Source organism: Oscillibacter sp. KLE 1745 (assembly GCF_000469445.2).
Classification (GTDB): Bacteria; Bacillota; Clostridia; order Oscillospirales; family Oscillospiraceae; genus Oscillibacter; species Oscillibacter welbionis.
In genome coordinates this window covers 8,632-31,034 of sequence record NZ_KI271696.1, presented here as the reverse complement: position 1 = coordinate 31,034, position 22,403 = coordinate 8,632, and the positions used below count along the sequence as shown (strand labels likewise).

Genomic DNA, 22,403 nt, shown 5'->3' with positions numbered 1-22,403 from the left:
GCGACGGCTGGGCCTACGACATCGGCTTCGGCGGTCTGGACCACGTCCTGGCCTCCGGCAACGATGTGAATGTCTTCGTCTTTGATACCGAGGTGTACTCCAATACCGGTGGCCAGGCCTCCAAGGCGTCCAACATCGGCCAGGTGGCGCAGTTCGCCGCGGCCGGCAAGGAGATCAAGAAAAAGTCCCTGGCGGAGATCGCCATGAGTTACGGCTATATCTACGTGGCTCAGGTGGCCATGGGTGCCAACCCCGCCCAGACCCTGAAGGCCATTCAGGAGGCCGAGGCTTATCCCGGCCCGTCCCTGATTATCGGCTACGCCCCCTGCGAGATGCACTCCATCAAGGGCGGCATGATGAACTGCCAGAAGGAAATGAAGAAGGCTGTGGAGTGCGGCTACTGGAACCTGTTCCGCTTCAACCCCGCCGCTGAGGGTGCCAAGTTCACGCTGGACTCCAAGGAGCCGGCTGGCGGCTATCAGGAGTTCCTGATGAACGAGGCCCGGTACAGCCGTCTGACCCGCGAGTTCCCCGACCGCGCCGGCGAGCTGTTCCAGCGCAACGAGAAAGCTGCCATGGATCGCTATCAGCACCTGCTGAAGCTGAAGGCCATGTACAGCGAGTAAGCATATACCATATCAGAGGACCGCGGGAGTTATCCCGCGGTCCTTTTCTCTGCCGGGACGTGCGCCTGGAAGACAGCCCGGCAGAGAACAGCGGCACACCGCCGTCAGAGAGGTTGAGACAGCCCCCGGACGCCGCAGCGTTCGGGGGCTGTTTCTGGTCAGACGATTCGTGGGGTTACAGCAGGGCCGCAAAGGCATCCGCCATGGCCCCGCCCTGGACCCGAGCGATTTCGGCGGCGCTGCCCGCGTCTTCCGGAAGCAGGCCCCATTCCCAGGCCAGTTCCAGAGCGGTTTGGTCCCAGGCACCCTCCGCCAGCGCATCGGGCAGAGGCGCGGTGCGGACAGCCTCCGGCTCTAGCCCCAGGGCCTCCGCAGTGCGGACGAGAAAGACGGCGGCTTCCTGCCAGGTGAGGTGCCGTGCGGCCGCAAAGGCGCCCTCCGCCGTACCGCCGGTGACGCCGGTCTCCGCGGCCCAGTTCACCGCCGGCAGGAACCACTCGATGCCCAGCAGATCCTGGAAACCGGCCTCCGCCGCTGCGGCAGGGGACCCGGCCGCAGCATACAGCAGCCCCACGAACCGCCCCCGGGTGAGCGGCGCATCCGGGTATTCCCGCTGTTCCAGCGTCTCCGGATGGGCCAGCAGCCACTCCACAGCGGTGTCTCTGCCCGCCAGGGTATCCGCCATGGTTTGGGGAACGGCGATATCCGGCTCCAGAGACTCCACGCCCCGTCCGGCGTCGGCGTCCAGCAGGGTGCCCAGGTCGATGTATTTGGAGGAGACATCAATCTGGATGCCGGAGTTGGGCAGAGAAAAGCCACTGACGGAGCCAAAGTGGTCCACGCTGCCGCTGGCAGGCTCTCCCACCAGCGGGATGCCCATTTCCTGCAGCTCTACGGCATTGATGATGGCAGAGGAGAAGGTGGCCTCTCCGATGAGTCCCACCACCTCGGTCCCATCATCCATCTCCTGACGCAGGACGGACAGCAGAGGCCAGATTACGCCGTCTGACCCGCCGCCGTTGTTCCGCAGGTCCACGAGAACGCGGCTGTAACCTCCGGCCTCCAGGTCCGCCTGTACCTGGGCGGCAAAGTCCTCCATGGGCAGCGCCGGGTCCTCCTGGCAGACGTTGTACTGGATATAGTAGACCTGCCCGCTCAGCGGAAGTGCGCAGTAATTGCACTTCTGGCGGGCAGTGGCGGGCTGGGGCACCTCAGCGCCTAGCTGGACAATTTCCGCCTCTCCCAGGGAGAGGTAGGGCATGGGAGCGATGGAGACGGTCTTGCCGTCAGCCAGGGTGAGGGCCAGAGGCTCACCCGCCTTTGCCAGACCCAGATAGGCGTAGTAATCCGCCACATTGCACACCTGCCGGTACTGCCGCCGCAGCTTCACCGGGTTGTCGGCACTGAGCACGCGGCCAAAGGTCTCCACCACCTCTGCCATAGAGCGGCCGCCTATGGCGGTGACCTCCGCGCCCAGTAGATCCTGTTCCTCAGCCGGAACTGTGGTCAGGTACCAGTGCCCGTCCCGCCAGGACAGCACCATGGGATAGGCATTCAGCTGGTCCACCACGCTGTCCGCCACCTGGACGCTGGTGTGGGAGTCGCCCACAAGCGCGGCCAGACTCTGCAGGCCGAAGAGAAATTCTACGTCGCTTGCGGTGTCCAGATGCTCTGTAAGCTCTGCTTTGCGGGCCAGGAAGGTCTCCTCCGGCGTGTTGGCAAAAAGATCCGGATGTCTGTCTTTCAGCGTCTCATAAAACATGGTCAGGTCCTCCCGCCGGTCATCCACTGTGGATGTGCCCGGTCCGGCCGCCTGAACACCCATGCCGAGTGCCAGGACCGCCGCCAGCGCCAGAGCGCTGGTTCTTTGAATGAACTTGGATCGCTGCTGCAAATGAAATCCGCTCCTCTCGATGTACTATTACGATAGTACAATAATACAAACGGGGCCGCCTGTCAAGAGGTTTCCGCCGCAGTTTCCAATACGATGGAGCAGGGAGACTTTCTTCAAAATCAGATGAAATTTTAGAAAAGAAAAAGAAAAAAGTTCGCAAAAAATTCATGGAATTGCAGAGGGAAAGGCGCTATAATAAAAAATCTATGAAAAGAAAGAAGGTTATTCCGATGCAACAGACATTGCCGCCGGCGGCCGCGGATGCCGAACGGCATCGACAGGAACGCAGAGCGTTCCTGTATCTTCCGCTGCTGGCTTTAGCGGTCACCGTCGTGGTGGAGCTGTTCAATCACAAGAGCTTCACAGATGGGCCCGCCAGCTTTTGGCGCTTTATGACGGAGGAACCGCTGGCATTTCTGGTGAATTTCCTGATTGTACTGCTGACGCTCTGCCCCGCCTTTTTTCTGCGGCGGCGGGCGTTCTGGTGCGCATTGGTGTCCTTCTTGTGGCTGATCTGCGGCGGCGTGAACGGGTTCATCCTCCTCAACCGCATGACGCCCTTCACCGTGGCGGATCTGACGGTGTTTGAAACGGGGCTGGACACGGTCCCCAACTATCTCTCCACCGGCTACATCATTCTGCTGATCGCGGCGCTGGTGCTGGTGGCCGCAGGGCTGGTGCTGCTGTTCTGGAAGGGGCCCCGCAGCAGCTGTCCGCTGCGGACCCGGATTCTCACCGGCATCGGAGCGATGGCGGTCTCCGGCGCCCTGATGGGCGGCGGATGCGCCCTGGCCTTTTTCACAGGCAACCTGTCAGACCAGTTTGCCAACTTGGCCTTTGCCTACGAGGACTACGGCTTTTCCTACTGCTTCCTGCAGACCTGGCTGAACCGGGGGATCCGCCGCCCGGCCAATTACAGCCAGAAGGCGGTGGCGGATATTGTCCGGTCGGTGGAGGAGAAGACGGCGGCGCTCTCCGCCGATCCGCAGACGGATGTGAATGTGATCTTCATCCAGCTGGAGTCCTATATTGATCCATCCATGATCCAGGGCCTGGAGCTGTCGGAGGATCCGGTGCCCAACTGGACGGCGCTGAAGGAAGCGTATTCCTCCGGCTATCTGACGGTGCCGGTGGTGGGCGCGGGCACAGCCAATACAGAGTTCGAGGTGCTTACCGGTATGAGCAGCCGGTTCTTCGGACCCGGGGAGTACCCCTTCCAGACCTGCCTGAAGGATCAGACCGTGGAGTCTGTGGCCTACGACCTGAAGGAAAATGGCTACGCGACCCATGCCATCCACAATCACCGGGCGGCCTTTTACAGCCGGAACGAGGTCTATCCCAATCTGGGCTTTGATGATTTTACCGCCCTGGAGTATATGCCTGCGGTGGAGAAGACGCCCACCAACTGGGCTAAGGACGGTGTGCTGAAGGACCAGATCCTCCAGGCGCTGGATGTGACGGAGGACCAGGCGGATCTGGTGTTCACGGTCTCTGTGCAGGGCCACGGCAAATACCCCATGGAGCCGGAGCTGGAGGACCCGGCCGTCACGGTAGAAGCGTGCCCCGATGAGGCGTACCGCTGGGCTTTGGAGTATTATGTGAACCAGATTCATGAGATGGACGCCTTTGTGGGGGATCTGATCCAGGAGCTGGAGGCCCGGGACGAGCGGACGGTGCTGGTGCTCTACGGCGACCACCTGCCGGCGCTGGGGCTGGAGGCCGAGAACATGGAGAGCAGCAGCCTCTACCGCACAGAGTACATCATCTGGGACAACTTTGGGCTGGAACAGCAGGACGAGCCCCTGGCGGCCTATCAGCTCTCCGCCACTGTGCTGGGTCGCCTGGGCATCACCACCGGGCTGATGACCGCCTTCCAGCAGACCTGCCGGGAGGAGCCTACATACCGGGCGGACCTGCGGATGCTGCAATATGACGCCCTCTATGGAAAAGGATACTGCTATGAGGGCGAGGCCCGCTACAGACCCACGGAGATGGAGATGGGCATGGTGCCCATCGAGATCACCGGTATGGAGCAGCGGGCGGGGGACTGGTTCATCCTGGGAGAGAATTTTACACCTTACTGTGTGGTGACACAGAATGGGCAGCTGCTGGATACGGAGTATGAGGCCCCCTGGCTGCTGCGGGTGACGGAGGAGCCGAACACCGCGGATTACCGGGATTTGGAGATCAGCGTGGTGGATAAGCACAATGAGGTTTTAAGCAATACGGAATAAAATAAGACCGGGGAGCGGCTTGTAACCGCTCCCCGGTCCGTTTTCCGGGCAATGTCCCCCATGGTCGCGCTTCCCTGCGTCAGTCTGTGGCTGGAGTTGGATGCGCACGGCCCCGGCGGGCCTCTGCAAAAAACAGGACGGCCGCCCACAGGCGGCCGTCCTGGCGGATTCTCCCTGCAATCACTGCCGGGCCTCGGCCCGCAGCTTCAACTGCTCTGCTGTGATGGCGTAGCCCGCCTCTGCATAGGGGAAGGACGGCCGCTCCTCTGGCAGGGAAATGCCCCGCCGGGTACAGATGGCGTCCGCCACAGCCTCCAGCAGCCGGGGGTTCTTTACCAGAACTGGCCCGGTGAGCTCAGAGGCGAACACGTTCTTCCAGTGGAAGCCCTCCGGGCCCTTCTCCGCCTCATTGCCGAAGCCTAGAGAGAGACCGGTGAGCAGCGGCGCCTCCACGCCGCGGATTTGGCCACACTTGTTCATGAAGCCCACCACGGCCTCCGGAAACAGGGCTGTAACGCCGTACACATCCCCTACGATCCGCCGCTTGCCCTGGACCGTGGTGAAAGAGGCCAGACCGATGCCGGGATACGTGTCCCCGTCCCTGTCGGTGACAGAGGCGCCTAAGAGCTCCATAGCTGTGCCGGCGAACAGCATGGCGGTGCCGTCCTCTGCCGCGGCCTTCACCGCCGCGCTATACCGGGCGAAGTCCTCCGCCGCAAACCGCTGGGCCCGCTCCGTGCCGGCTCCCATAAAGAGAAAGTCGGCGCTGGTGATGTCTGCGCCCTCCCCCGGGACGACGGCCTGCACCGTGACGGCGCAGCCCAGGGCCTCCAGATACCGCCGCAGGACGGACACATTGGCATAGCTGCCGTAGAGGCTCATGAGATCCGGATAAAAGTGGATGATCTTCAGTTCCATGTCCTCACGCCTCCTTTACCACCTGGGAGAGAATCTTGTCCCGGTCCGAGAAGCAGGTGACCACGTATACGTTTTCACTGCCGTCCGCCTTCAGCTCCGCCGCCGCGGCGGGGATGTCCGCCTGGACCGTGACCTTTTCCCGGGGAATGTCCGTGAAGGAGAACCGCTCCGCCAGATCGTTGCAGTACCGGCCGGAGAGGATGATCCGCTGCACCTGGGGGGCGTTCAGCTGGTCGAAGTCGATGTCCCACAGCCAGCTGGTCTCGCTGGTGAAGTACTTCCGGCTCACCGCGTCCACGATCACCAGGACGGTGCAGGGCTCCTGGGCGGCGCGGATGTAGCGGAGGTTCGTGTCGTAGGCGATGGAGTTCTCATGCTTGCTGGTTAGCAGCATCCCCCGGTGCTCCCCCAGGGTGAATTTCTGCATCCGTCCGTTCTTCAGGATGTAGTTGTTGATGACCCCGGCGGCGGTGTCCGCCGCCACGCCGCACTCCCGGCAGGCGGCATAGGCCGCCAGGATGTTGTAGACGTTGTAGATGCTGCGGAAGGCCAGCTGGATGGTGATGGAGCTGTCGATGGTCAGGGTGCCCCGGCCCAGGTCCAGCGCCGTGGCGGTGTAGTCCGTGGCGGGCTTGTGATGGCCGCATTTCGTGCAGCGGAAAGCGCCGATGTGGTTGTAGTGGACGTAGTCATATTCCATGGGGGCATGGCACACCGGACAGCAGGCCCCGTCGTGGTACACGCCGGTGGGGGACGCGGTGTCGGAGGGGCAGCGGTCCAGGCCGAACCACTTCACCCTGTCCCGTCCCCGGGCAAAGCAGCTGGACAGGGGATCGTCGGCGTTCAGGATCAGCTCCGTCTCCGGATGGAGGGCCGGGAGAATGGCGTCATACACCCACTCCGGATGGCCGTTCCGGGTCAGCTGGTCCCGGTAGAGATTGGTGATGACGAACTCCGTGGGGTGGAAGTACCGGAAGCTCTGGGCTGCGTACCGCTCGTCGGACTCGATCAGCAGCACATCCGCCCGCACCCGGCCCGTGAGAGACGCGTGGGTCAGCACCAGCGTGGTGACGCCCTCGATCTGGTTGGAGCCCTCTTCATTGTAGACCACGGTTTTGCCCCCGGCCCGCAGGATGGCGGCGATCATCTCCACGGTGGAGGTTTTGCCGTTGGAGCCGGTGACGGCGATGATGTGGCTGGGCAGCTGGACCCGGGCGAGGATATCGGGGCAGATCTTCAGGGCGAATTTGCCGGGCATAGAGCTGCCCTTGCCCACCAGCTTGCCCACGGCGCGGCCCAGCTTGCACACCAGGATGGCCAGAAACTTTCTCAAAGCGCCTCCATCTCCTTTTCCTCCGGGAAGTCCCGGAATTCCGCGATGGCGCGCACCGGCGCGCCGTCGGCGTTCTCAAATTTCAGGGGCAGTGCGAAAAGCATCAGGTCGGTGCGCCCCACGACCTTTTTCAGGCACAGGCTCTCCAGGATCACCAGACCGCCGTCCAGCAGAGTTTTGTGGGCCAGGAACTGCTGATCCCGCAGGGTGTCCACGCTGAGGGCGTCGGTCCCCACGCCCTTGAGGCCGCAGGAAACCAGATATTTGGCCGCCTCCTGGTCCGGCACGGGGAAATCGTCGTCATAATAGGCGCCGGTGCCCCACTTCCGCTCCCAGCCGGTGTAGAACAGCACGAAATCCGCCGAGCGGATGGTCCCGTTCTGCTCCCGGAGGTAGTCGGCGGTGATGACGCTCCGGGGCGGCAGGTCCGATACGTCCAGCACCACGGCCCGGCCGCAGAACTGGGAGGCGGGCAGCACCTCCAGCGTGGAGCCCCGGGGAAGCATGTGGGACGGGGCGTCCATGTGGGTACCGGTGTGGGAGGCGATGGTCAACTGGGTCTCCCGGAACCCGTCCCGGGTCAGGGAGCCGGTGGGCTTGATGGAGGGGGCGGCGGAGCCGGGATACATGGGCATCTCCGGCGTGATGGTGTGGGTCAGGTCGATAATCATGGGCGGGAGCTTCCTTTCCTTCCATGCGGCGGGGCATGGTGCTTTTTCTAAGTTCTGGGAGAGCGCGTTACCGCTGGTCCGAGAGGCCCAGCAGGTAGTCCACGCTTGTTTGAAAATATCCGGCCAAAAAGATCAGCTGTGTGGCGGGGACGTTGATGCATCCGGCCTCGATTGCCTGATAATGGCGCTCGGTTTTTCCAAGCAGCTCGGCCATCGCCTTCTGCGTGATCTTGCGGTCCCTGCGCAGCTGCTTCAGGCGCTGGGAAAAAATAGGCAGAATCACATCCATAGAGGGGTCCCTTTCTATTGACTGATACAAGATCTCGTGTTACAATAAACACGATATATAATATCGTGAAAGGAGGGCGCTTGTGAAAGAAATTTACGAATGGCTCTATGACGAGTACGCAGAGGCGGCGCTGTGCCAGGAGCCGCTCTTCCAGGACCATGTGCTGGAGGAGGTGCTGGCCGCCGCGCCGGAGGACATCCGCCTCGGCCTGTTCGACCAGGTGGCGGGCCTGCGTCTCCAATGGTGTACCGCGGCCTTTGCCAGAGGCCTCCAGCTGGGCCTGGCCCTGGGAGTGGAGCAGGGGCAGGCGCCGCACTACCGCTCCAGATAGATCATCAGCGCCGTCACGTCGGCAGGGCTGACGCCGGAGATCCGGGAGGCCTGCCCCAGGTCCGCCGGGCGGACGGCGTTCAGCTTTTCACGGGCCTCCAGCCGCAGCCCCTGGATGGAGGAATAGTCCAGATCCGGCGGCAGGCGGCGCCGCTCCATTTTCCGGAAGTCCTCCACCTGTTTCTGCTGGCGCTGGATGTACCCCTCGTACTTCACGCTGATCTCCACCTGCTCCGCCACGTCTGCCGGCAGGTCCGGCCGGTCCGGGTCGAAGGGGGCCAGGTCCGCGTAGGTGAGCTGGGGCCGCCGCAGCAGGGCAACCAGGGGACAGCCATCCGGGGCGTCCGCCGTGCCCTTTTCCGCCAAAAACGCAGCCAGGGCGGGGGAGGGGGAGACGCCGGTGTGGGTCAGCCGGGCGATCTCCCGGGCCACGGCGTCGTACTTTGCCTCCACGGCCCGCAGACGCGCCTCCGGCACCAGGCCGATGTCGTACCCCCGGCGGGTCAGCCGCTGGTCGGCGTTGTCCTGCCGGAGGAGCAGGCGGTATTCGCTGCGGGAGGTCATCATCCGGTAGGGCTCGTTGGTGCCCTTGGTGACGAGATCGTCGATGAGGGTGCCGATGTAGCTCTCCGACCGGGAGAGGATGAAATCGCACTCGCCCCGCAGCTTCCGCACGGCGTTGACCCCGGCCGCAAAGCCCTGGACCGCCGCCTCCTCGTACCCGGAAGAACCGTTGAACTGCCCGGCACCGTATAGGCCCGGCACAGCCTTGCACTCCAGGGTGGGCCGCAGGGCCAGGGGGTCGATGCAGTCGTATTCGATGGCGTAGGCAGGCCGGGTCATCACGGCATGGCGCAGGCCCGGCACGCTGCGGAGCATCCGGATCTGCACCTCCTCCGGCATGGAGGAGGAGAAGCCCTGGATGTACAATTCTTCAGTGTTGAGGCCCATGGGCTCCACAAACAGCTGGTGGCGGAGCTTGTCCGGGAACCGGACCACCTTGGTCTCAAAGGAGGGGCAGTAGCGGGGGCCCACCCCCTCAATGACGCCGGAGTACATGGGCGCCCGGTCCAGATTCTCCCGGACGATCCGGAGCGTCTCCTCCGTGGTCCAGGTGAGCCAGCAGACCGCCCGATTCTCCGGCGGGGATTGGGTGCCGTATGAAAAGGGGACCGGCAAGGCATCGCCGGGCTGGAGCTCCATCTCGTCAAAGTCCACGCTCCTGGCGTTGACCCGGGGCGGGGTGCCGGTCTTGAACCGCCGCAGGGGCAGGCCCAGCTTCAGCAGGGAGTCCGTCAGCCGTCCGGCGGCGTGCATCCCGTCGGGGCCGGATTCCTCCACGCACTCGCCCACGATGGTGCGGCCCGCCAGATATGTGCCGGTGGCCAGGATCACGGCCTTCACGGAGAACACCGCCCCGGTGGCCAGCACCACGGCGGAAACCGCGCCGTTCTCCGTGCGGACCTCCACCACCTCGCCCTGGCGGACCGTCAGATGGTCCTGCTGCTCCAGGGTGTGCTTCATGTACTCCTGATAACGCCGCCGGTCCGCCTGGGCCCGGAGGGACCAGACGGCGGGGCCCTTTCCCTTGTTCAGCAGCCGGTACTGGATGCAGCACGCGTCGGCGGCCTTCGCCATCTCGCCCCCCAGGGCGTCCAGCTCCCGGACCAGATGGCCCTTGCCGGTGCCGCCGATAGCAGGGTTGCAGGGCATGTTGCCCACCGCATCCAGATTGATGGTGAAGACGATGGTCTCCATCCCCAGCCGGGCGGCGGCCAGCGCCGCCTCGATCCCGGCGTGGCCCGCGCCGATCACGGCGATATCAAATTGTCCGGCGAGGAATTCAGTCATAAGGTGGAAATCCTTTCATCGGTGTGCATGGGGATTGTCCGTGCGGCCCATCAGCCAGTCCACGGACACATCGTAGAAGTCCGCGATGTGGAGCAGCGCGTCATACCGGGGCTTGGCGCCCAGCTCCAGGTCCTGATAGCCCCGGGCGGACAGGCCGACCTCCTTGGCGACTTCTGCCTGGGTCAGCTTTTTCTCTTTACGAAGGACTCGAATTTTATCGGCAAACATATTGGACCTCCCGCAGTTCCTTTTTCAGCGATTCACAGCAGGGTTGTCCGTGCGGCCCATCAGCCAGTCTGCGGACACGCCGTAGAAGTCCGCGATGTGCAGCAGCGCGTCATACCGGGGCTTGGCGCCCAGCTCCAGGTCCTGATAGCCCCGGGCGGACAGGCCGACCTCCTTGGCCACCTCTGCCTGGGTCAGATGGCGATCTTTCCGGAGCTGGCGAATTTTCTCGGAAAACATGCAATACCTCCTTGACACACAGATAACTATGTACTATTCCAATGATAGCACATATAACTGTATTTTTGGAAGGGGATTTATCATGCAGGAAATACCTGATACCATGGAAGAACTCTTCCTCGCCTGGGGCCCGGCTCCGGACCCGGGCCAGTGGCCGGAGTATCTGCGGGAGGACCCGGTCCGGGGCTATGGGCTGTTCTGCTTTTGCCAGGGCCTTGCCCTGGGCCTGCGGCTCTCGGAAGCCTGCCGCCGGGACTAGCCCTCCGCCCGGCGCAGCGTCAGCACAGCGATTTCCGGGCGGTTGAACACCCGGAAGGAGGGCCCGGAATTCCCCAGGCCCCGGGTGACGAACAGCACGGAGCCGTTTTCTTCATACAGCCCGGCGGTATAGGAGGGAAACAGGTCCAGGTCGTGGGAGAACAGCCCGTCCGTCCCGGGCAGGCGGACGATGCCGCCGTGGGCATGGCCGGAGCACACCAGATCCGCCCCCAGCAGGCTGTACTGGCGCGCAAACCGGTTGTTCCGGTGGGCCAGCAGGATCCAGAAGGGGTCGCCGCAGGCGGCGTAGACCTCGGCGGCCAGCTCCTCCGGCGTCTTCTGGTCGGCGTAGCCGTTGGGATCGTCGATGCCCGCCAGGACAATGGTGTCCCCGTTCCGCTCCAGGGGCACGAATTGGTTGGACAACACCGTGACGCCGTTGGCGGTGAGGATTTCCTTCAGCGCCGGCACTCCGCCCACGGCCCACTCGTGGTTGCCGGTGACGTAGTAGGTGGGGGCAATGGCAGAAAGTCCCCGGGCGGTCTCCGCCGGGTAGCCGTCCTCCGGCCCCCGGTACTTGTCCTCCAGATCCCCCAGAAAAAAGATGTACTCCGGCTGCTCCGCGGCCACAGCCGCCAGCAGGTCCGCGTTGTGCGCACCGAACGAGGCGCCGTGGAGGTCGCTGAGGACCACGATCCGGCAGCCATCAAAACCGGCGGGCAGATCGGAAAAGACAGGGTCAAACCGGGTCACCTGCAGAGCGGTGTTGTCCCAGTAGAGAAATCCGGTCAGGCACAGGGCGGACAGGGCCAGCACGGCCAGGTTCCGCCGGGTGCGGCGCTTGGGATGCTTGGGCATGGTGAACGCGGCCTCCTCCGCCGCGGAACGCAGCACGTCCGAGACGTGGAAAAAGCAAATCCGAATGTAGGAAGCGCGGGCGCTGCAAAAAGGCGCCTCCGCAGGCGCGGAGCAGATGCCCGGCCAGTATAATAGCCGCTTCGCGGCTATTATACCATAAATAGTATGGACATGACGAGTGGAAAAATACACAAAGAAGACGGAAATGGCGGGTGGCTTCCGTATGGTTTCGGCCTACTGGGAGAAGAATCCTGCACAAAAACTTTGCAAAAATTTTATGTAAACTGTATATTCCTGCCCTTGCAGACGGCTGCCCACCCTGCTATACTGAATTCTGTAATCCTCAGAGAGAAAGGAGGGAGCAGTATGATGAATTGGAATTGGCGGGATCTCGACGATGTGGACGACCTGATCTTTACGGACGCCGGCTGGAAGCACAGCGAGCGGTGAGAACGGAATCCGATGGAGAGCCACGCCGGAGGCGTGGATTTTTCTTTTTTCGGCCCGGCGCTTGACAGTTTCCGCGGATGTGGTTCGCTCCGCTGACGATATGCAGTTCCCCGGGGAGACCGATCTCCTCTGCCGCCTGGAATGTTCCGGGCGGCATTTTTGCGGCTTTTTCAAAAAAACTGTCGAAAAAACAGAAAAAAGTAAAAAAATGAATGGCATTTTTCTGAAAACTGTGATACGCTGATACCAGAGAGGAGAGCCTTGCGGCTGTGGGCCCCGCAGTGCCGGCGGCCCGTTTGGGAGAAGGAGAGAGGAAGCTATGAAGAGGTGGAGCGTGCTGTTTCTGGCACTGGCGCTGTGGGCGCTGGCCGGGTGCGGCGGGCCCGCCGCGGACGAGGGGGCGGCGGGAGAAGCGCCTTCCGTTTTTGCGGAGGCCTCTGCACCGGATGCGGAGGGCGGTCTGTCCGCCGTCAGGCTGGAGGGTCAGGCCCGTCCCCTGACGGACGAGGAGATCCAGGCGGCCTATTTCCGGGCGGAGGAGGCGTACGGCTGGTTCAGCCTGGAGACGCTGCCCTGCGGAGAGAAGACGCAGACCATAGACGGCTGGCTTTACTATCCGGTGGAGTACCCGGGCATGGAAAATCTGGCAGACCTGCGGGCCTATCTGCGGGGCCTGTTTTCAGAGGAGCTGGTGGATGCGCTGCTGGCCTCCGGCGGAGCCCATCCCCTGTATCAGGATGTGGACGGGGCCCTGTATGTTCTGCCTACCAGCCGGGAGCGGGACGAGTCCAAGGGTCAGGCGGACATCCAGATCAAGCCGTACGGCCAGGCGGGATACTCTGTCATAGTAGAGGTGGATCTGCTGGCAGACGGCGGCTCTACCGTGACAGGGGTGGAGTCCTATGCATTCCCCTATGAATTTCTGGAAGACCGCTGGGTCTTCACCGATTTCCACTTGATCTATTGAGCAGAGCTGGATGGGTTGCAGCTCAAAATCAGAACCATATTGCTGTATACGGCCCTCAGACTGCGGTTTGAGGGCATTTTTCACAAAAAAATTCGCCGGATTTCAGGTTAGGCGTCCTGTAAAGAGGCAATCTGCCCAAATGAATGAAAAGTGGGAGCCAAAAAACAGGAACTTTGTGGAAAACGCGAAAACGTAGCTGTCTGCACGCAAAATTACCTAATATTTTCTTGAAAAATTTCCGGGCTATGTTAAAATATACGTACCGTATACAAATACAACTGCAAAGGAGCGGAGAAACATGGAAGACCTTTTCTGGATCGGATTTGTCGGGGCGGCTATCGCACTGCTCTTCGCGTGGCTGCAGCGCAGCCGCGTGATGTCCTTCTCGGAGGGGAACGAGAAGATGCGGAAGATCGCCGCCTCCATCCGTGAGGGCGCAAACGCCTATCTGAAGCACCAGTACACCACAGTGTTCAAGGTGTTTCTGGTGGTGTTCATCCTCCTGCTGATTATTGCTTTCGGTTCCGGCGGGAAGATGCTCTCGCAGTTCACTCCCTTCGCGTTCCTCACCGGCGGCATCTGGTCCATGCTGGCGGGCTTCATCGGCATGAAGATCGCCACAAACTCCAATGCCCGGACGGCCCAGGCGGCCTCCGAGAGCCTGAACAAGGGCCTGCGGGTGGCGTTCTCCTCCGGTTCCGTCATGGGCTTCACCGTGGTGGGCCTGGGCATGCTGGACATCACGATCTGGTTTTTCCTGCTGCGCTATGCCTTCGGCATCAATGATCCGGTGTCCCTGGGCAATATCATGGTGATGAACGGCATGGGCGCCTCCTTCATGGCTCTGTTCGCCCGTGTGGGCGGCGGCATCTACACCAAGGCCGCCGACGTGGGCGCCGACCTGGTGGGCAAAGTTGAGGCCGGAATCCCCGAGGACGATCCCCGGAACCCCGCCACCATCGCCGACAATGTGGGCGACAACGTGGGCGATGTGGCCGGCATGGGCGCGGACCTGTATGAGAGCTATGTGGGCTCTATCCTGGCAACCTTCGCCTTGGGCGCTGTGGGCGGCTACGGCTGGGGCGGCCTGCTGCTGCCCGTGGCCCTGGCCGTGTGCGGCATCATCTGCTCCATCATCGGCTCCTTCCTGGTGAAGACTAAGGAGAACGCCACCCAGCAGTCCCTGCTGAAGAGCCTGCGGACCGGCACTTACACCGCCGCTGTTCTCTCCGCCATCCTGGCGGCGCCCCTGACCTATTTCATTCTGGATGGGCACATGGGCGTTTATGTGGCCATCCTCTGCGGTCTGATCGGCGGCTGCGCCATCGGCTACTTCACCGAGTATTACACCTCTGATACCTATAAGCCCACTCAGGAGCTGGCGGCCGCCTCCGAAACCGGCTCCGCCACCATCATCATCGGCGGCATCTCCCTGGGTCTGAAGTCCACTCTGACCTCCATCCTGATCGTGGCGGCTGCGGTGCTGGTCAGCTACTTCGCCGCCGGCGGCAGCATGGAGATCGTGGATGAGGCCGGCGCCTTTACTGCGGCCTTCAACCAGGGCCTGTACGGCATCGGCATCGCCGGCGTGGGTATGCTGTCCACCCTGGGCATCACCCTGGCTACGGACGCCTACGGCCCCGTGGCAGATAACGCCGGCGGCATCGCGGAGATGAGCGGCCTGCCGGAGAGCGTCCGGGAGCGGACCGACGCCCTGGACTCCCTGGGCAACACCACCGCCGCCACCGGCAAGGGCTTCGCCATCGGCTCCGCCTCCCTGACGGCCCTGGCCCTGCTGGTCAGCTACGTGAACATCGTCCAGGAGAACACGGAGGAGATGCTGAACTTCACCCTGACCAGCCCCACGGTGCTGGTGGGCATGTTCATCGGCGCCATGCTGACCTTCGTCTTCTCCGCCTTCACCATGAGCGCGGTGCAGAAGGCGGCCCAGTCCATCGTGGTGGAGGTCCGCCGCCAGTTCAAGGAGATCGCGGGCATCATGGAGTACAAGGCAGACCCGGACTATGCCTCCTGCGTGTCCCTGTGCACCAAGGGCGCCCTGCATGAGATGGTGGTGCCGGCCCTGCTGGCCATCATCGTGCCTCTGGCTACCGGCCTGGTGCTGGGCCCCACCGGCGTGGTGGGCCTGCTGGGCGGCGTGTCCGTCACCGGCTTTGCCATGGCGGTGTTCATGTCCAACGCCGGCGGTGCCTGGGACAACGCCAAGAAGTATATTGAGGGCGGCCACCACGGCGGCAAGGGCTCCGAGTGCCACAAGGCCGCCGTCGTGGGCGATACGGTGGGTGACCCCTTCAAGGACACCTCCGGCCCGTCCCTGAATATCCTCATCAAGCTGTGCTCCACGGTGTCCATCGTGTTCTCCGGCCTGATCCTGAGCTTCAACCTGATGAACCTCCTGTGAGTTTTCGATTCGGCGCCTCCCGCTTTTGCGGGAGGCGCTTTTTCGCGCCAGCTTTCACTCCGGACGAAAAAAATCACTGCCCACCATTGCGTGCAGCCGAAAGAGACATATAATAGAGAGCAGGACAAGCTGTGCAGACTGCGCCCGCAGGGCGCCAATTCATGCAGGGAGGAACCGATATGGAGAAGAACATCACGATCCGCCCGGAGCGGGTGAGCGATTACCAGCAGGTGGAGGACATCATCCGGCAGGCGTTTTACAACCTCTACACGCCAGGATGCACGGAGCACTACCTGGCCCACGCCATCCGGCCCCACCCGGATTTTCTGCCGGAGTTGGACCTGGTGCTGGAGCTGGACGGCCGTGTGGTCGGCAATATCATGTACACGAAGAGCACACTGGTGGACGAGGCAGGGAAGGAGAAGGGCATCCTGACCTTTGGACCAGTCTGTATCCGACCGGGACTGCAGCGCCGGGGCTATGGCAGGCTGCTGATGGAGGAGTCCTTCCGGCGGGCGTCCGCCATGGGGTACGAGGCTATTGTGATCTTCGGCGATCCCAACAACTACGTGGGCCGCGGCTTCCAAAGCTGCAAAAAGCACCGGGTCCATCTGGAGGACGGGACGTATCCCGCCGCGATGCTGGTGAAGGAACTGGAGCCCGGCACCCTGGCGGGAAAAAGCTGGATATACCGCCAGAGCCCGGCGTTTGTGTTTGACGAAGCGGAAGCCCGCCGGTTTGACGACAGCCTGCCGCCCATGGAGAAAAAGCGCCTGCCCTGTCAGGAGGCCTTTGAGATTCTCAGCAGCGCCGTCCTTCTGTGACAGGAGTGCGCACTTTTTTCACTGGAAATATCCGGTTTGCTTGACAGAGTAAACGATTACCGATATAATAGCACCGGAAATCCCTGGTGGGCCCTCCCTTGGGAGGAACGCGCCCGCATGATTCTGTCTTATAATTTTAATAAAGGAGAACGAGTTCTATGAAGCAGATCATTGAGATTGTCGACGTCCTGGGCCGGGAGATCCTAGACAGCCGGGGCAACCCCACTGTGGAAGTGGAGGTCTATTTGGAGGACGGCACTATGGGCCGCGCCGCCGTGCCCTCCGGCGCTTCCACCGGCATCTATGAGGCCTGCGAGCTGCGGGACGGCGACAAGGGCCGCTACAACGGCAAGGGCGTGGAAAAGGCTGTGGAGAACGTCAACACCGAGATCGCCGAGTGCCTGATCGGCATGAATGTCCTGGATCAGACCTCCATCGACAAGGCCCTGATCGACCTGGACGGCACCCCCAACAAGTCCCGCCTGGGTGCCAACGCCATCCTGGGCGCGTCCCTGGCCTGCGCCAAGGCGGCGGCCGAGAGCCTGGGCGCCAGCCTGTACAGCTATATCGGCGGCGTCAACGCCAAGCAGCTGCCCGTGCCTATGATGAACATCCTCAACGGCGGCGCCCACGCCACCAACAATGTGGAGATCCAGGAGTTCATGATTATGCCTGTCTCCGCCCCCTCCTTCCGGGAGGCCCTGCGCCGCTGTGCCGAGGTGTTTCACGCCCTGAAGGCTGTGCTGAAGGAGAACGGCACTCCCGCTGCCGGTGTGGGCGACGAGGGCGGCTACGCCCCCAATCTGAAGAAGGATGAGGACGCCCTGAAGGTCATTGTCCAGGCCATCGAGGCCGCGGGCTACAAGCCCGGCGAGGACTTCAAGATCGCCATCGACGCCGCCTCCTCCGAGTGGTGGGACGAGGAGCAGAAGTGCTATGTCCAGCCCAAGTCCGGCAAGAAGCTGACCCAGCAGCAGCTGGTGAACATGTGGAAGAAGTTTGCCGACAACTATCCCATCATCTCCCTGGAGGACGGCATGGCCGAGACCGACTGGGAGGGCTGGGCCATGCTGACCAAGGCCATCGGCGATCGGGTTCAGCTGGTGGGCGACGACCTGTTCGTCACCAACGTGGAGCGTCTGGCCACCGGCATTGAGAAGCAGGTGGGCAACGCCATCCTTATCAAGGTCAACCAGATCGGCACCCTGACCGAGACCCTGGACGCCATCCAGATGGCCAACCGGGCCGGCTACACCGCCATCGTGTCCCACCGCTCCGGCGAGACCGAGGACGCCACCATCGCCGACATCGCCGTGGCCGTCAACGCGGGCCAGATCAAGACCGGCGCCCCCAGCCGCACCGACCGGGTGGCTAAGTACAACCAGCTGCTCCGCATCGAGGAGGAGCTGGGCGACGTGGCGCAGTATCCCGGCATGAAGGCGTTCTTCAACCTGAAGTAAGCAGCGAAAGCAAAGTGCAAAGCCGCCCGACAGGGCGGCTTTGTTTTTAATACGAAAAGGAATTATTGCAAAAAAATTTACGATTTGGATAGATTCCCGGTGGAATGCCGGTGGGAAACAACGAATTCTCGTATGGTATAGACGGACACCAGAAGAAGCATCACCAACCAATACAGTATCAGGAACTTTCCACCCGAACGAAGCAGAAAGAACTGGAGCAGACCCGGACGATGGATGGACGTCCAAATGCTGCGGGTACCGGCATATTGGAGCGCAAAGGCGACCAGAAGCAGCCAGCAAACAGGGACGGGCGGGGGACGGCGAATGGTTTGAACCGTCAGGAACAACAACGCAATGGTCAGCCAGAAGGCGGCCATCCAGGTGACAGAGTTGCCGGAAGGAAGCCACATCAAACTGGGGCCAAAAATCGAAAAAAGCGCCAGCCATACACCCCAGCTGCAGATGATGGCTAAAAACTTCCTGCGGAACAAACAGGCGGTTCCGCACATGAGTAGCGGCCACACCGCGATTGGCCCGGTTAGCGCATAGGAATAGAGCACCACGGCGGAAAGAAAAAACGCGATCCCCACCAGCCTCTGCCGGTGGAGCCGAAGTTCCTCTGCCGTCACGCCGGCCTTTACGACGGGGGCCGCCGAATCCGGGCCCTCTCCCTTCACCAGTTCATCCAGAGACACGCCGAACACTCCACTCAGTTTCACCAACTTCTCCAAATCCGGTACGCTGGCGTCGTTTTCCCACTTGCTGACAGACTGCCGGGATACTCCCAGCTGCTCCGCCAGGGTATCCTGACTGAGCCCTGCTTTTGCTCGCAGTTGGATCAGCCGCTCTCCCAAGGTCATGGTCTCGCCTCCCGCTTCAATTCTGCGACCATCATAGCAGAGGGCGGCGGGATTGTCCATCAAGGTCCCTTGGCGATTCCGCAACCGCCGGTTGCAATGAACAAAAAAACAGCGGCGGACCGAGAAAGCGTCCGCCGCTGTCTGCTGTATGGAAAATGGGATGTACGGCAATCAGTCCTCGCACAGGCCGGCAGTGATGATGGCCATGGAGTAGACCTCCAGAGCGTTGCAGCCGCGGGACAGGTCGTTGATGGGGGCGTTCAGACCCTGCAGGATGGGGCCGTAGGCATCAAAGGAGCCCAGGCGCTGGGCGATCTTGTAGCCGATGTTGCCGGCGTTGATGTCCGGGAAGATGAAGGTGTTGGCATGGCCGGCCACCTTGGAGTCAGGGCACTTGGTATGGGCCACACGGGGAGAAACGGCGGCGTCGAACTGCAGCTCGCCGTCCACGTCCAGGTCGGGGGCCAGAGCCTTCAGCTTGTTGCAGGCGTTGCGCATTTTGTCCACGTCCTCGCCCTTGCCGGAACCCAAGGTAGAATAGCTGAGGTAAGCAACCTTGGGATCGATGCCGAAGATCTTGGCGGTCTGGGCAGTCTCCAGACCAATCTCCACCAGCTCGTCCTCGGTGGGCTTGATGTTGATGGCGCAGTCCCCCATAGCCAGGACCTCGTTCTCGCCGACGCCATTGGCGCGGACCAGAATGAAGCAGGAGGACACGATCTTGTTGCCGGGCTTGGTCTTGATGATCTGCAGGGCGGGACGGACCGTGTCGGCGGTGGAATAGGTGGCGCCGCCCAGCAGAGCGTCGGCATAGCCCATCTTCACCAGCATGGTGCCGAAGTAGTTGGCCTGCTTGAGGAGCTTGCGGCACTCCTCCTCACTCATCTTGCCCTTGCGCAGCTCCACCAGGGTGGAGACCATCTTCTCCATGTCGGGGAAGGCCTCGGGATCAATGATCTCAGCGCCCCGGATGTTGAAGCCGGCTTCCTCGGCAGCGGCCTGGATCTCGTCGAGATTGCCCACCAGCACAGGGGTCAGGAAGGTACCGGACAGCAAGCGGGCGGACGCCTCCAGAATGCGGGGATCCGTGCCCTCAGTGAAGACAATCTTCCGGGGATGGGCCTTCAGCTTTTTGATCAAAAATTCAAACATCTCTGATTTCCTCCAAAAACGTACAGATTTGGGAACGTATTTAGACTATTCTCATTATACACAACTCGCCGTCGGGGTCAATTGGAAAATCAAAATATCATCACAAAAATTTGCGCCCGGCAGCAGGGCGCTTCTGGCAAAAGTGTGGGACCCTACCAGATGCTGTGGTGCGGAAATTGATGGAAACACAAGAAATTGAAGAACTTTTTTAACAATTTTAGACTTGACTGGAAGCGGGAAATGGCGTATGATTACAAACGGTAACAAATTGTAACTATTTCGCTGGATTTTACGGAGACGATATGAGCGAACATATTCAGAAAAGCGATCATGCCGCCCGGCAGTCCCGCCGCGGCGGCAAGCGTCTGGCTGCCGGACAGGCGGAGCGGGAGAGGAAGTGTCCGCCCAAGCCCCCGGAGGTGCAGCCGGAGCCCGTATCCGCACCGACGGCGGTGAAGCCCTTGATCCCCGAGTGGGGAGAGGAGCCCGCTGGTCCGTCCCGACGGACAGAGCCCCGGCGCCGGAGGCTGCCGCAGGCTGTGCAGTCCTGGCAGGACACGGAGGGGGAGATCAGCCCTGTGGTGACCGGCTGCCAGGCGCTGGCGGAAAAGGCCAAGAATACCCGCCGCCACTGGCGGCGTCTGGTACGGGAGAAAAAGGCAAAGCGGTTCCCGGAGTCTGAGCGGCTTCCTGTGCAGTTGCTTCTGCTGGCCTGGGGAATGCTGCCCACTCTGGGGGGGCTGCTGGGCGAACGGATCCGCGCCAGCCGGAAGCAGCGGCGTGAGCGGGTCTCTGCCCTGCGGGCCAAGCTGGGGCACCGCTGGCGCCTGCATCCAGCGATGCTGCTGTGCGGCGGCTGCGTGGCTGCTGCCATCGGGTTGTTCTTCTCCGTCTACACCTTCGGGACGACGGTTTTGTACGACGGCGAGGTGATTGCCGCTGTGGGCTCCCAATCCGCAGCGGAGGAGGCCGCGTCGGACCTGGAGGCGGTCACCGCCCGGACGCTGGGGGAGAGCTACACCATCGACGACTCCCTGCTGCAGTATTCCTCCGGCCTGCTGCTGCGGCAGGACGTGGTAGACGAGACGACGCTGGAGGAGGACCTGTCCCAGCAGATCGGTCTGGTCACCCAGGCGTACAGTCTGTATGTGGACGGTGAGCTGGTGGGCGCGACCCCCTATGAGGGCGCACTGGAGGAGCTGCTGAGCCAGCTCCAGAGCAGCACCGCGGACGAGAACACCATCTCCTGCGAATTTGCGGAGGATGTGGAGATCAAGCAGGAGTACGTGCCCACGGAAAAGGTGATGAACCTGGGGTATCTGGCGGAGCTGCTGTACAGCACGAAGACCGCTGAGACCACGTACACCGTGAAGGCGGGTGACACCTGGTCCGAGATCGCGGAGGATCACGGAATGACCTCCAAGGAACTGCTGGCGCTGAACCCCGGCTACAACATCGACAAGATCCAGATCGGTGAGGTGCTGACGCTGTCGGAGGCCGTCCCCTATCTTACAGTGACAGTGAAGCAGCGGGAATACTACGTGGAAGACGTCATGTATGATGTGGAGTACACGGACTCTGCCTATCTGTACAAGGGCGACTATCAGGTGACTTCCCCCGGTGAGTACGGCGCCGCCGACGTGGTGGCCAACGTCACCTATGTCAACGGTGTGGAGACGGAGCGGACGATCCTCTCCTCTGTCACCCTGAAGGAGCCCGTGACGGAGCAGCGGCTCCAGGGCACGAAGGAGCGGCCCACCTGGCTGCCCACCGGCACGTTCCGGTGGCCCATCAGCGGCCGGATCACCTCCCGCTTCGGCGGACGGTCCTCTCCCGGCGGCATTGGCTCCACCAACCATCAGGGCATCGATATTGCCGGGCCGTACGGCACGCCGGTCTACGCGGCGGACGGCGGCACAGTCACCTACTCCGGCTGGATGGGCGGCTACGGCTACCTGGTGGAGATCAACCACGGTAACGGCTATGTGACCCGGTACGGTCACAACAGCAGCCTGACGGTCTCCGTGGGCGACCACGTCTACAAGGGCCAGCAGATCGCACGGGTGGGCTCCACCGGCAACTCCACCGGCAATCACTGCCACTTCGAGGTCCGTTACAACGGCGTGGCCCGCAACCCGCTGAACTATCTTCCCTGAGCAGTATAAGCGAGCCCCCGGCTTTTCAGCCGGGGGCTTGTTTTGTTCGGATGCCCGGGCCGTTAGACCGCGGTCCTCTGCTGCGGAGAGCAGCAGGTGCTGCGCTCTACCAGCCGGGGGGCGATCAGCTTGTGGGTGACCTCCCCCGGCCCGCCGGAGTCGATCAGCTCCAGCAGCAGCCGCACAGCGCTCTCTGCCAGGGCCCCGGTGGGCTGGGCCAGAGTGCTGAGGCGGATTTTCGGCAGGGAGGCGTATTCGATATCGTCATAGCCCAGCAGGGAGATCCGGCCGGGAATGTCCAGTCCCAGCTCGTCTGCCGCCTGGAGGACACCCAGGGCCATGGCGTCGGAGGGAGCGAAGACCGCCGTCTGCGGGAAGGGGCGGG

21 protein-coding genes are annotated in these 22,403 nt (G+C 62.3%); 9 read left to right on the top strand and 12 right to left on the bottom strand.

What is annotated here, in order from left to right; all coding sequences use genetic code 11:
- A partial coding sequence (locus HMPREF1546_RS04280; protein WP_021751729.1) for a thiamine pyrophosphate-dependent enzyme occupies positions 1 to 626 on the top strand: 626 nt, incomplete at its 5' end.
- Positions 627 to 801: 175 nt separating this feature from the next.
- Here HMPREF1546_RS04280 and HMPREF1546_RS04275 read toward each other — a convergent pair.
- Positions 802 to 2,520: a hypothetical protein gene (locus tag HMPREF1546_RS04275; RefSeq protein WP_021750812.1), complete on the bottom strand. Its 1,719-nt coding sequence runs from the start codon at positions 2,518 to 2,520 to the stop codon at positions 802 to 804.
- Positions 2,521 to 2,750: 230 nt separating this feature from the next.
- Here HMPREF1546_RS04275 and HMPREF1546_RS04270 point away from each other — a divergent pair, with 230 nt between their 5' ends.
- A complete protein-coding gene (locus HMPREF1546_RS04270; RefSeq protein WP_051319947.1) occupies positions 2,751 to 4,754 on the top strand; it encodes a sulfatase-like hydrolase/transferase in 2,004 nt (667 codons plus the stop codon).
- 180 nt (positions 4,755 to 4,934) lie between these two features.
- On the opposite strand, the gene HMPREF1546_RS04265 is transcribed toward HMPREF1546_RS04270, so the two are convergent.
- From HMPREF1546_RS04265 to HMPREF1546_RS04250, 4 genes are all read right to left on the bottom strand, one after another.
- Positions 4,935 to 5,672, bottom strand: coding sequence for a type 1 glutamine amidotransferase (locus tag HMPREF1546_RS04265; RefSeq protein WP_021750810.1), 738 nt, complete (start codon positions 5,670 to 5,672; stop codon positions 4,935 to 4,937).
- A 4-nt stretch (positions 5,673 to 5,676) separates the two neighbouring features.
- On the bottom strand, positions 5,677 to 7,005 hold the full coding sequence (locus HMPREF1546_RS04260; protein ID WP_021750809.1) for a Mur ligase family protein: 1,329 nt from the start codon (positions 7,003 to 7,005) through the stop codon (positions 5,677 to 5,679).
- Complete coding sequence (locus HMPREF1546_RS04255) at positions 7,002 to 7,676, bottom strand: cyclase family protein (protein ID WP_021750808.1); 675 nt, start codon at positions 7,674 to 7,676, stop codon at positions 7,002 to 7,004. Before HMPREF1546_RS04255 ends, HMPREF1546_RS04260 begins: the two co-directional genes overlap by 4 nt.
- 67 nt (positions 7,677 to 7,743) lie before the next feature.
- A complete protein-coding gene (locus HMPREF1546_RS04250; RefSeq protein WP_021750807.1) occupies positions 7,744 to 7,965 on the bottom strand; it encodes a helix-turn-helix domain-containing protein in 222 nt (73 codons plus the stop codon).
- A gap of 82 nt (positions 7,966 to 8,047) precedes the next feature.
- On the opposite strand from HMPREF1546_RS04250, the gene HMPREF1546_RS04245 reads away from it, so the two are divergent.
- On the top strand, positions 8,048 to 8,296 hold the full coding sequence (locus tag HMPREF1546_RS04245) for a hypothetical protein (protein ID WP_021750806.1): 249 nt from the start codon (positions 8,048 to 8,050) through the stop codon (positions 8,294 to 8,296).
- Here the strand turns inward: HMPREF1546_RS04245 and mnmG are convergent.
- From mnmG to HMPREF1546_RS04230, 3 genes are read right to left on the bottom strand one after another with little or no spacing between them, the layout of a single operon-like run.
- A complete protein-coding gene (mnmG, locus tag HMPREF1546_RS04240; RefSeq protein WP_021750805.1) occupies positions 8,281 to 10,146 on the bottom strand; it encodes a tRNA uridine-5-carboxymethylaminomethyl(34) synthesis enzyme MnmG in 1,866 nt (621 codons plus the stop codon). The genes HMPREF1546_RS04245 and mnmG overlap by 16 nt on opposite strands.
- Before the next feature lie 15 nt (positions 10,147 to 10,161).
- The gene (locus tag HMPREF1546_RS04235) at positions 10,162 to 10,374 is read right to left on the bottom strand and encodes a helix-turn-helix domain-containing protein (protein WP_021750804.1); all 213 of its coding nucleotides are present in this window, start codon (positions 10,372 to 10,374) and stop codon (positions 10,162 to 10,164) included.
- A gap of 24 nt (positions 10,375 to 10,398) precedes the next feature.
- The gene (locus tag HMPREF1546_RS04230) at positions 10,399 to 10,611 is read right to left on the bottom strand and encodes a helix-turn-helix domain-containing protein (RefSeq protein WP_021750803.1); all 213 of its coding nucleotides are present in this window, start codon (positions 10,609 to 10,611) and stop codon (positions 10,399 to 10,401) included.
- 103 nt (positions 10,612 to 10,714) lie between these two features.
- Here HMPREF1546_RS04230 and HMPREF1546_RS18700 point away from each other — a divergent pair, with 103 nt between their 5' ends.
- On the top strand, positions 10,715 to 10,870 hold the full coding sequence (locus HMPREF1546_RS18700) for a hypothetical protein (RefSeq protein ID WP_156909668.1): 156 nt from the start codon (positions 10,715 to 10,717) through the stop codon (positions 10,868 to 10,870).
- Here the strand turns inward: HMPREF1546_RS18700 and HMPREF1546_RS04225 are convergent.
- Positions 10,867 to 11,727, bottom strand: coding sequence for a metallophosphoesterase (locus HMPREF1546_RS04225; protein WP_051319946.1), 861 nt, complete (start codon positions 11,725 to 11,727; stop codon positions 10,867 to 10,869). The two genes, HMPREF1546_RS18700 and HMPREF1546_RS04225, sit on opposite strands and share 4 nt — an antisense overlap.
- A gap of 769 nt (positions 11,728 to 12,496) precedes the next feature.
- On the opposite strand from HMPREF1546_RS04225, the gene HMPREF1546_RS04215 reads away from it, so the two are divergent.
- From HMPREF1546_RS04215 to eno, 4 genes are all read left to right on the top strand, one after another.
- Positions 12,497 to 13,144, top strand: a complete 648-nt coding sequence (locus HMPREF1546_RS04215) for a hypothetical protein (RefSeq protein WP_021751727.1) — start codon at positions 12,497 to 12,499, stop codon at positions 13,142 to 13,144.
- 298 nt (positions 13,145 to 13,442) lie between these two features.
- A complete protein-coding gene (locus HMPREF1546_RS04210) occupies positions 13,443 to 15,566 on the top strand; it encodes a sodium-translocating pyrophosphatase (protein ID WP_021750796.1) in 2,124 nt (707 codons plus the stop codon).
- 179 nt (positions 15,567 to 15,745) lie between these two features.
- Positions 15,746 to 16,390, top strand: coding sequence for a GNAT family N-acetyltransferase (locus tag HMPREF1546_RS04205; protein ID WP_036627997.1), 645 nt, complete (start codon positions 15,746 to 15,748; stop codon positions 16,388 to 16,390).
- Between the two features lie 158 nt (positions 16,391 to 16,548).
- Positions 16,549 to 17,850 carry a phosphopyruvate hydratase gene (gene eno / locus HMPREF1546_RS04200; protein ID WP_021750793.1) on the top strand — a complete coding sequence of 434 codons (1,302 nt, stop codon included), beginning with the start codon at positions 16,549 to 16,551 and terminating at the stop codon, positions 17,848 to 17,850.
- A 77-nt stretch (positions 17,851 to 17,927) separates the two neighbouring features.
- On the opposite strand, the gene HMPREF1546_RS04195 is transcribed toward eno, so the two are convergent.
- Positions 17,928 to 18,710 carry a helix-turn-helix domain-containing protein gene (locus HMPREF1546_RS04195; protein WP_051319945.1) on the bottom strand — a complete coding sequence of 261 codons (783 nt, stop codon included), beginning with the start codon at positions 18,708 to 18,710 and terminating at the stop codon, positions 17,928 to 17,930.
- 171 nt (positions 18,711 to 18,881) lie between these two features.
- Complete coding sequence (pta, locus tag HMPREF1546_RS04190) at positions 18,882 to 19,862, bottom strand: phosphate acetyltransferase (RefSeq protein WP_021750791.1); 981 nt, start codon at positions 19,860 to 19,862, stop codon at positions 18,882 to 18,884.
- 302 nt (positions 19,863 to 20,164) lie between these two features.
- On the opposite strand from pta, the gene HMPREF1546_RS04185 reads away from it, so the two are divergent.
- A complete protein-coding gene (locus HMPREF1546_RS04185) occupies positions 20,165 to 22,018 on the top strand; it encodes a peptidoglycan DD-metalloendopeptidase family protein (protein ID WP_021750789.1) in 1,854 nt (617 codons plus the stop codon).
- A gap of 62 nt (positions 22,019 to 22,080) precedes the next feature.
- Here HMPREF1546_RS04185 and HMPREF1546_RS04180 read toward each other — a convergent pair.
- Positions 22,081 to 22,403 (bottom strand): substrate-binding domain-containing protein (locus HMPREF1546_RS04180; RefSeq protein WP_021751725.1); only part of this gene is annotated, 323 nt, incomplete at its 5' end.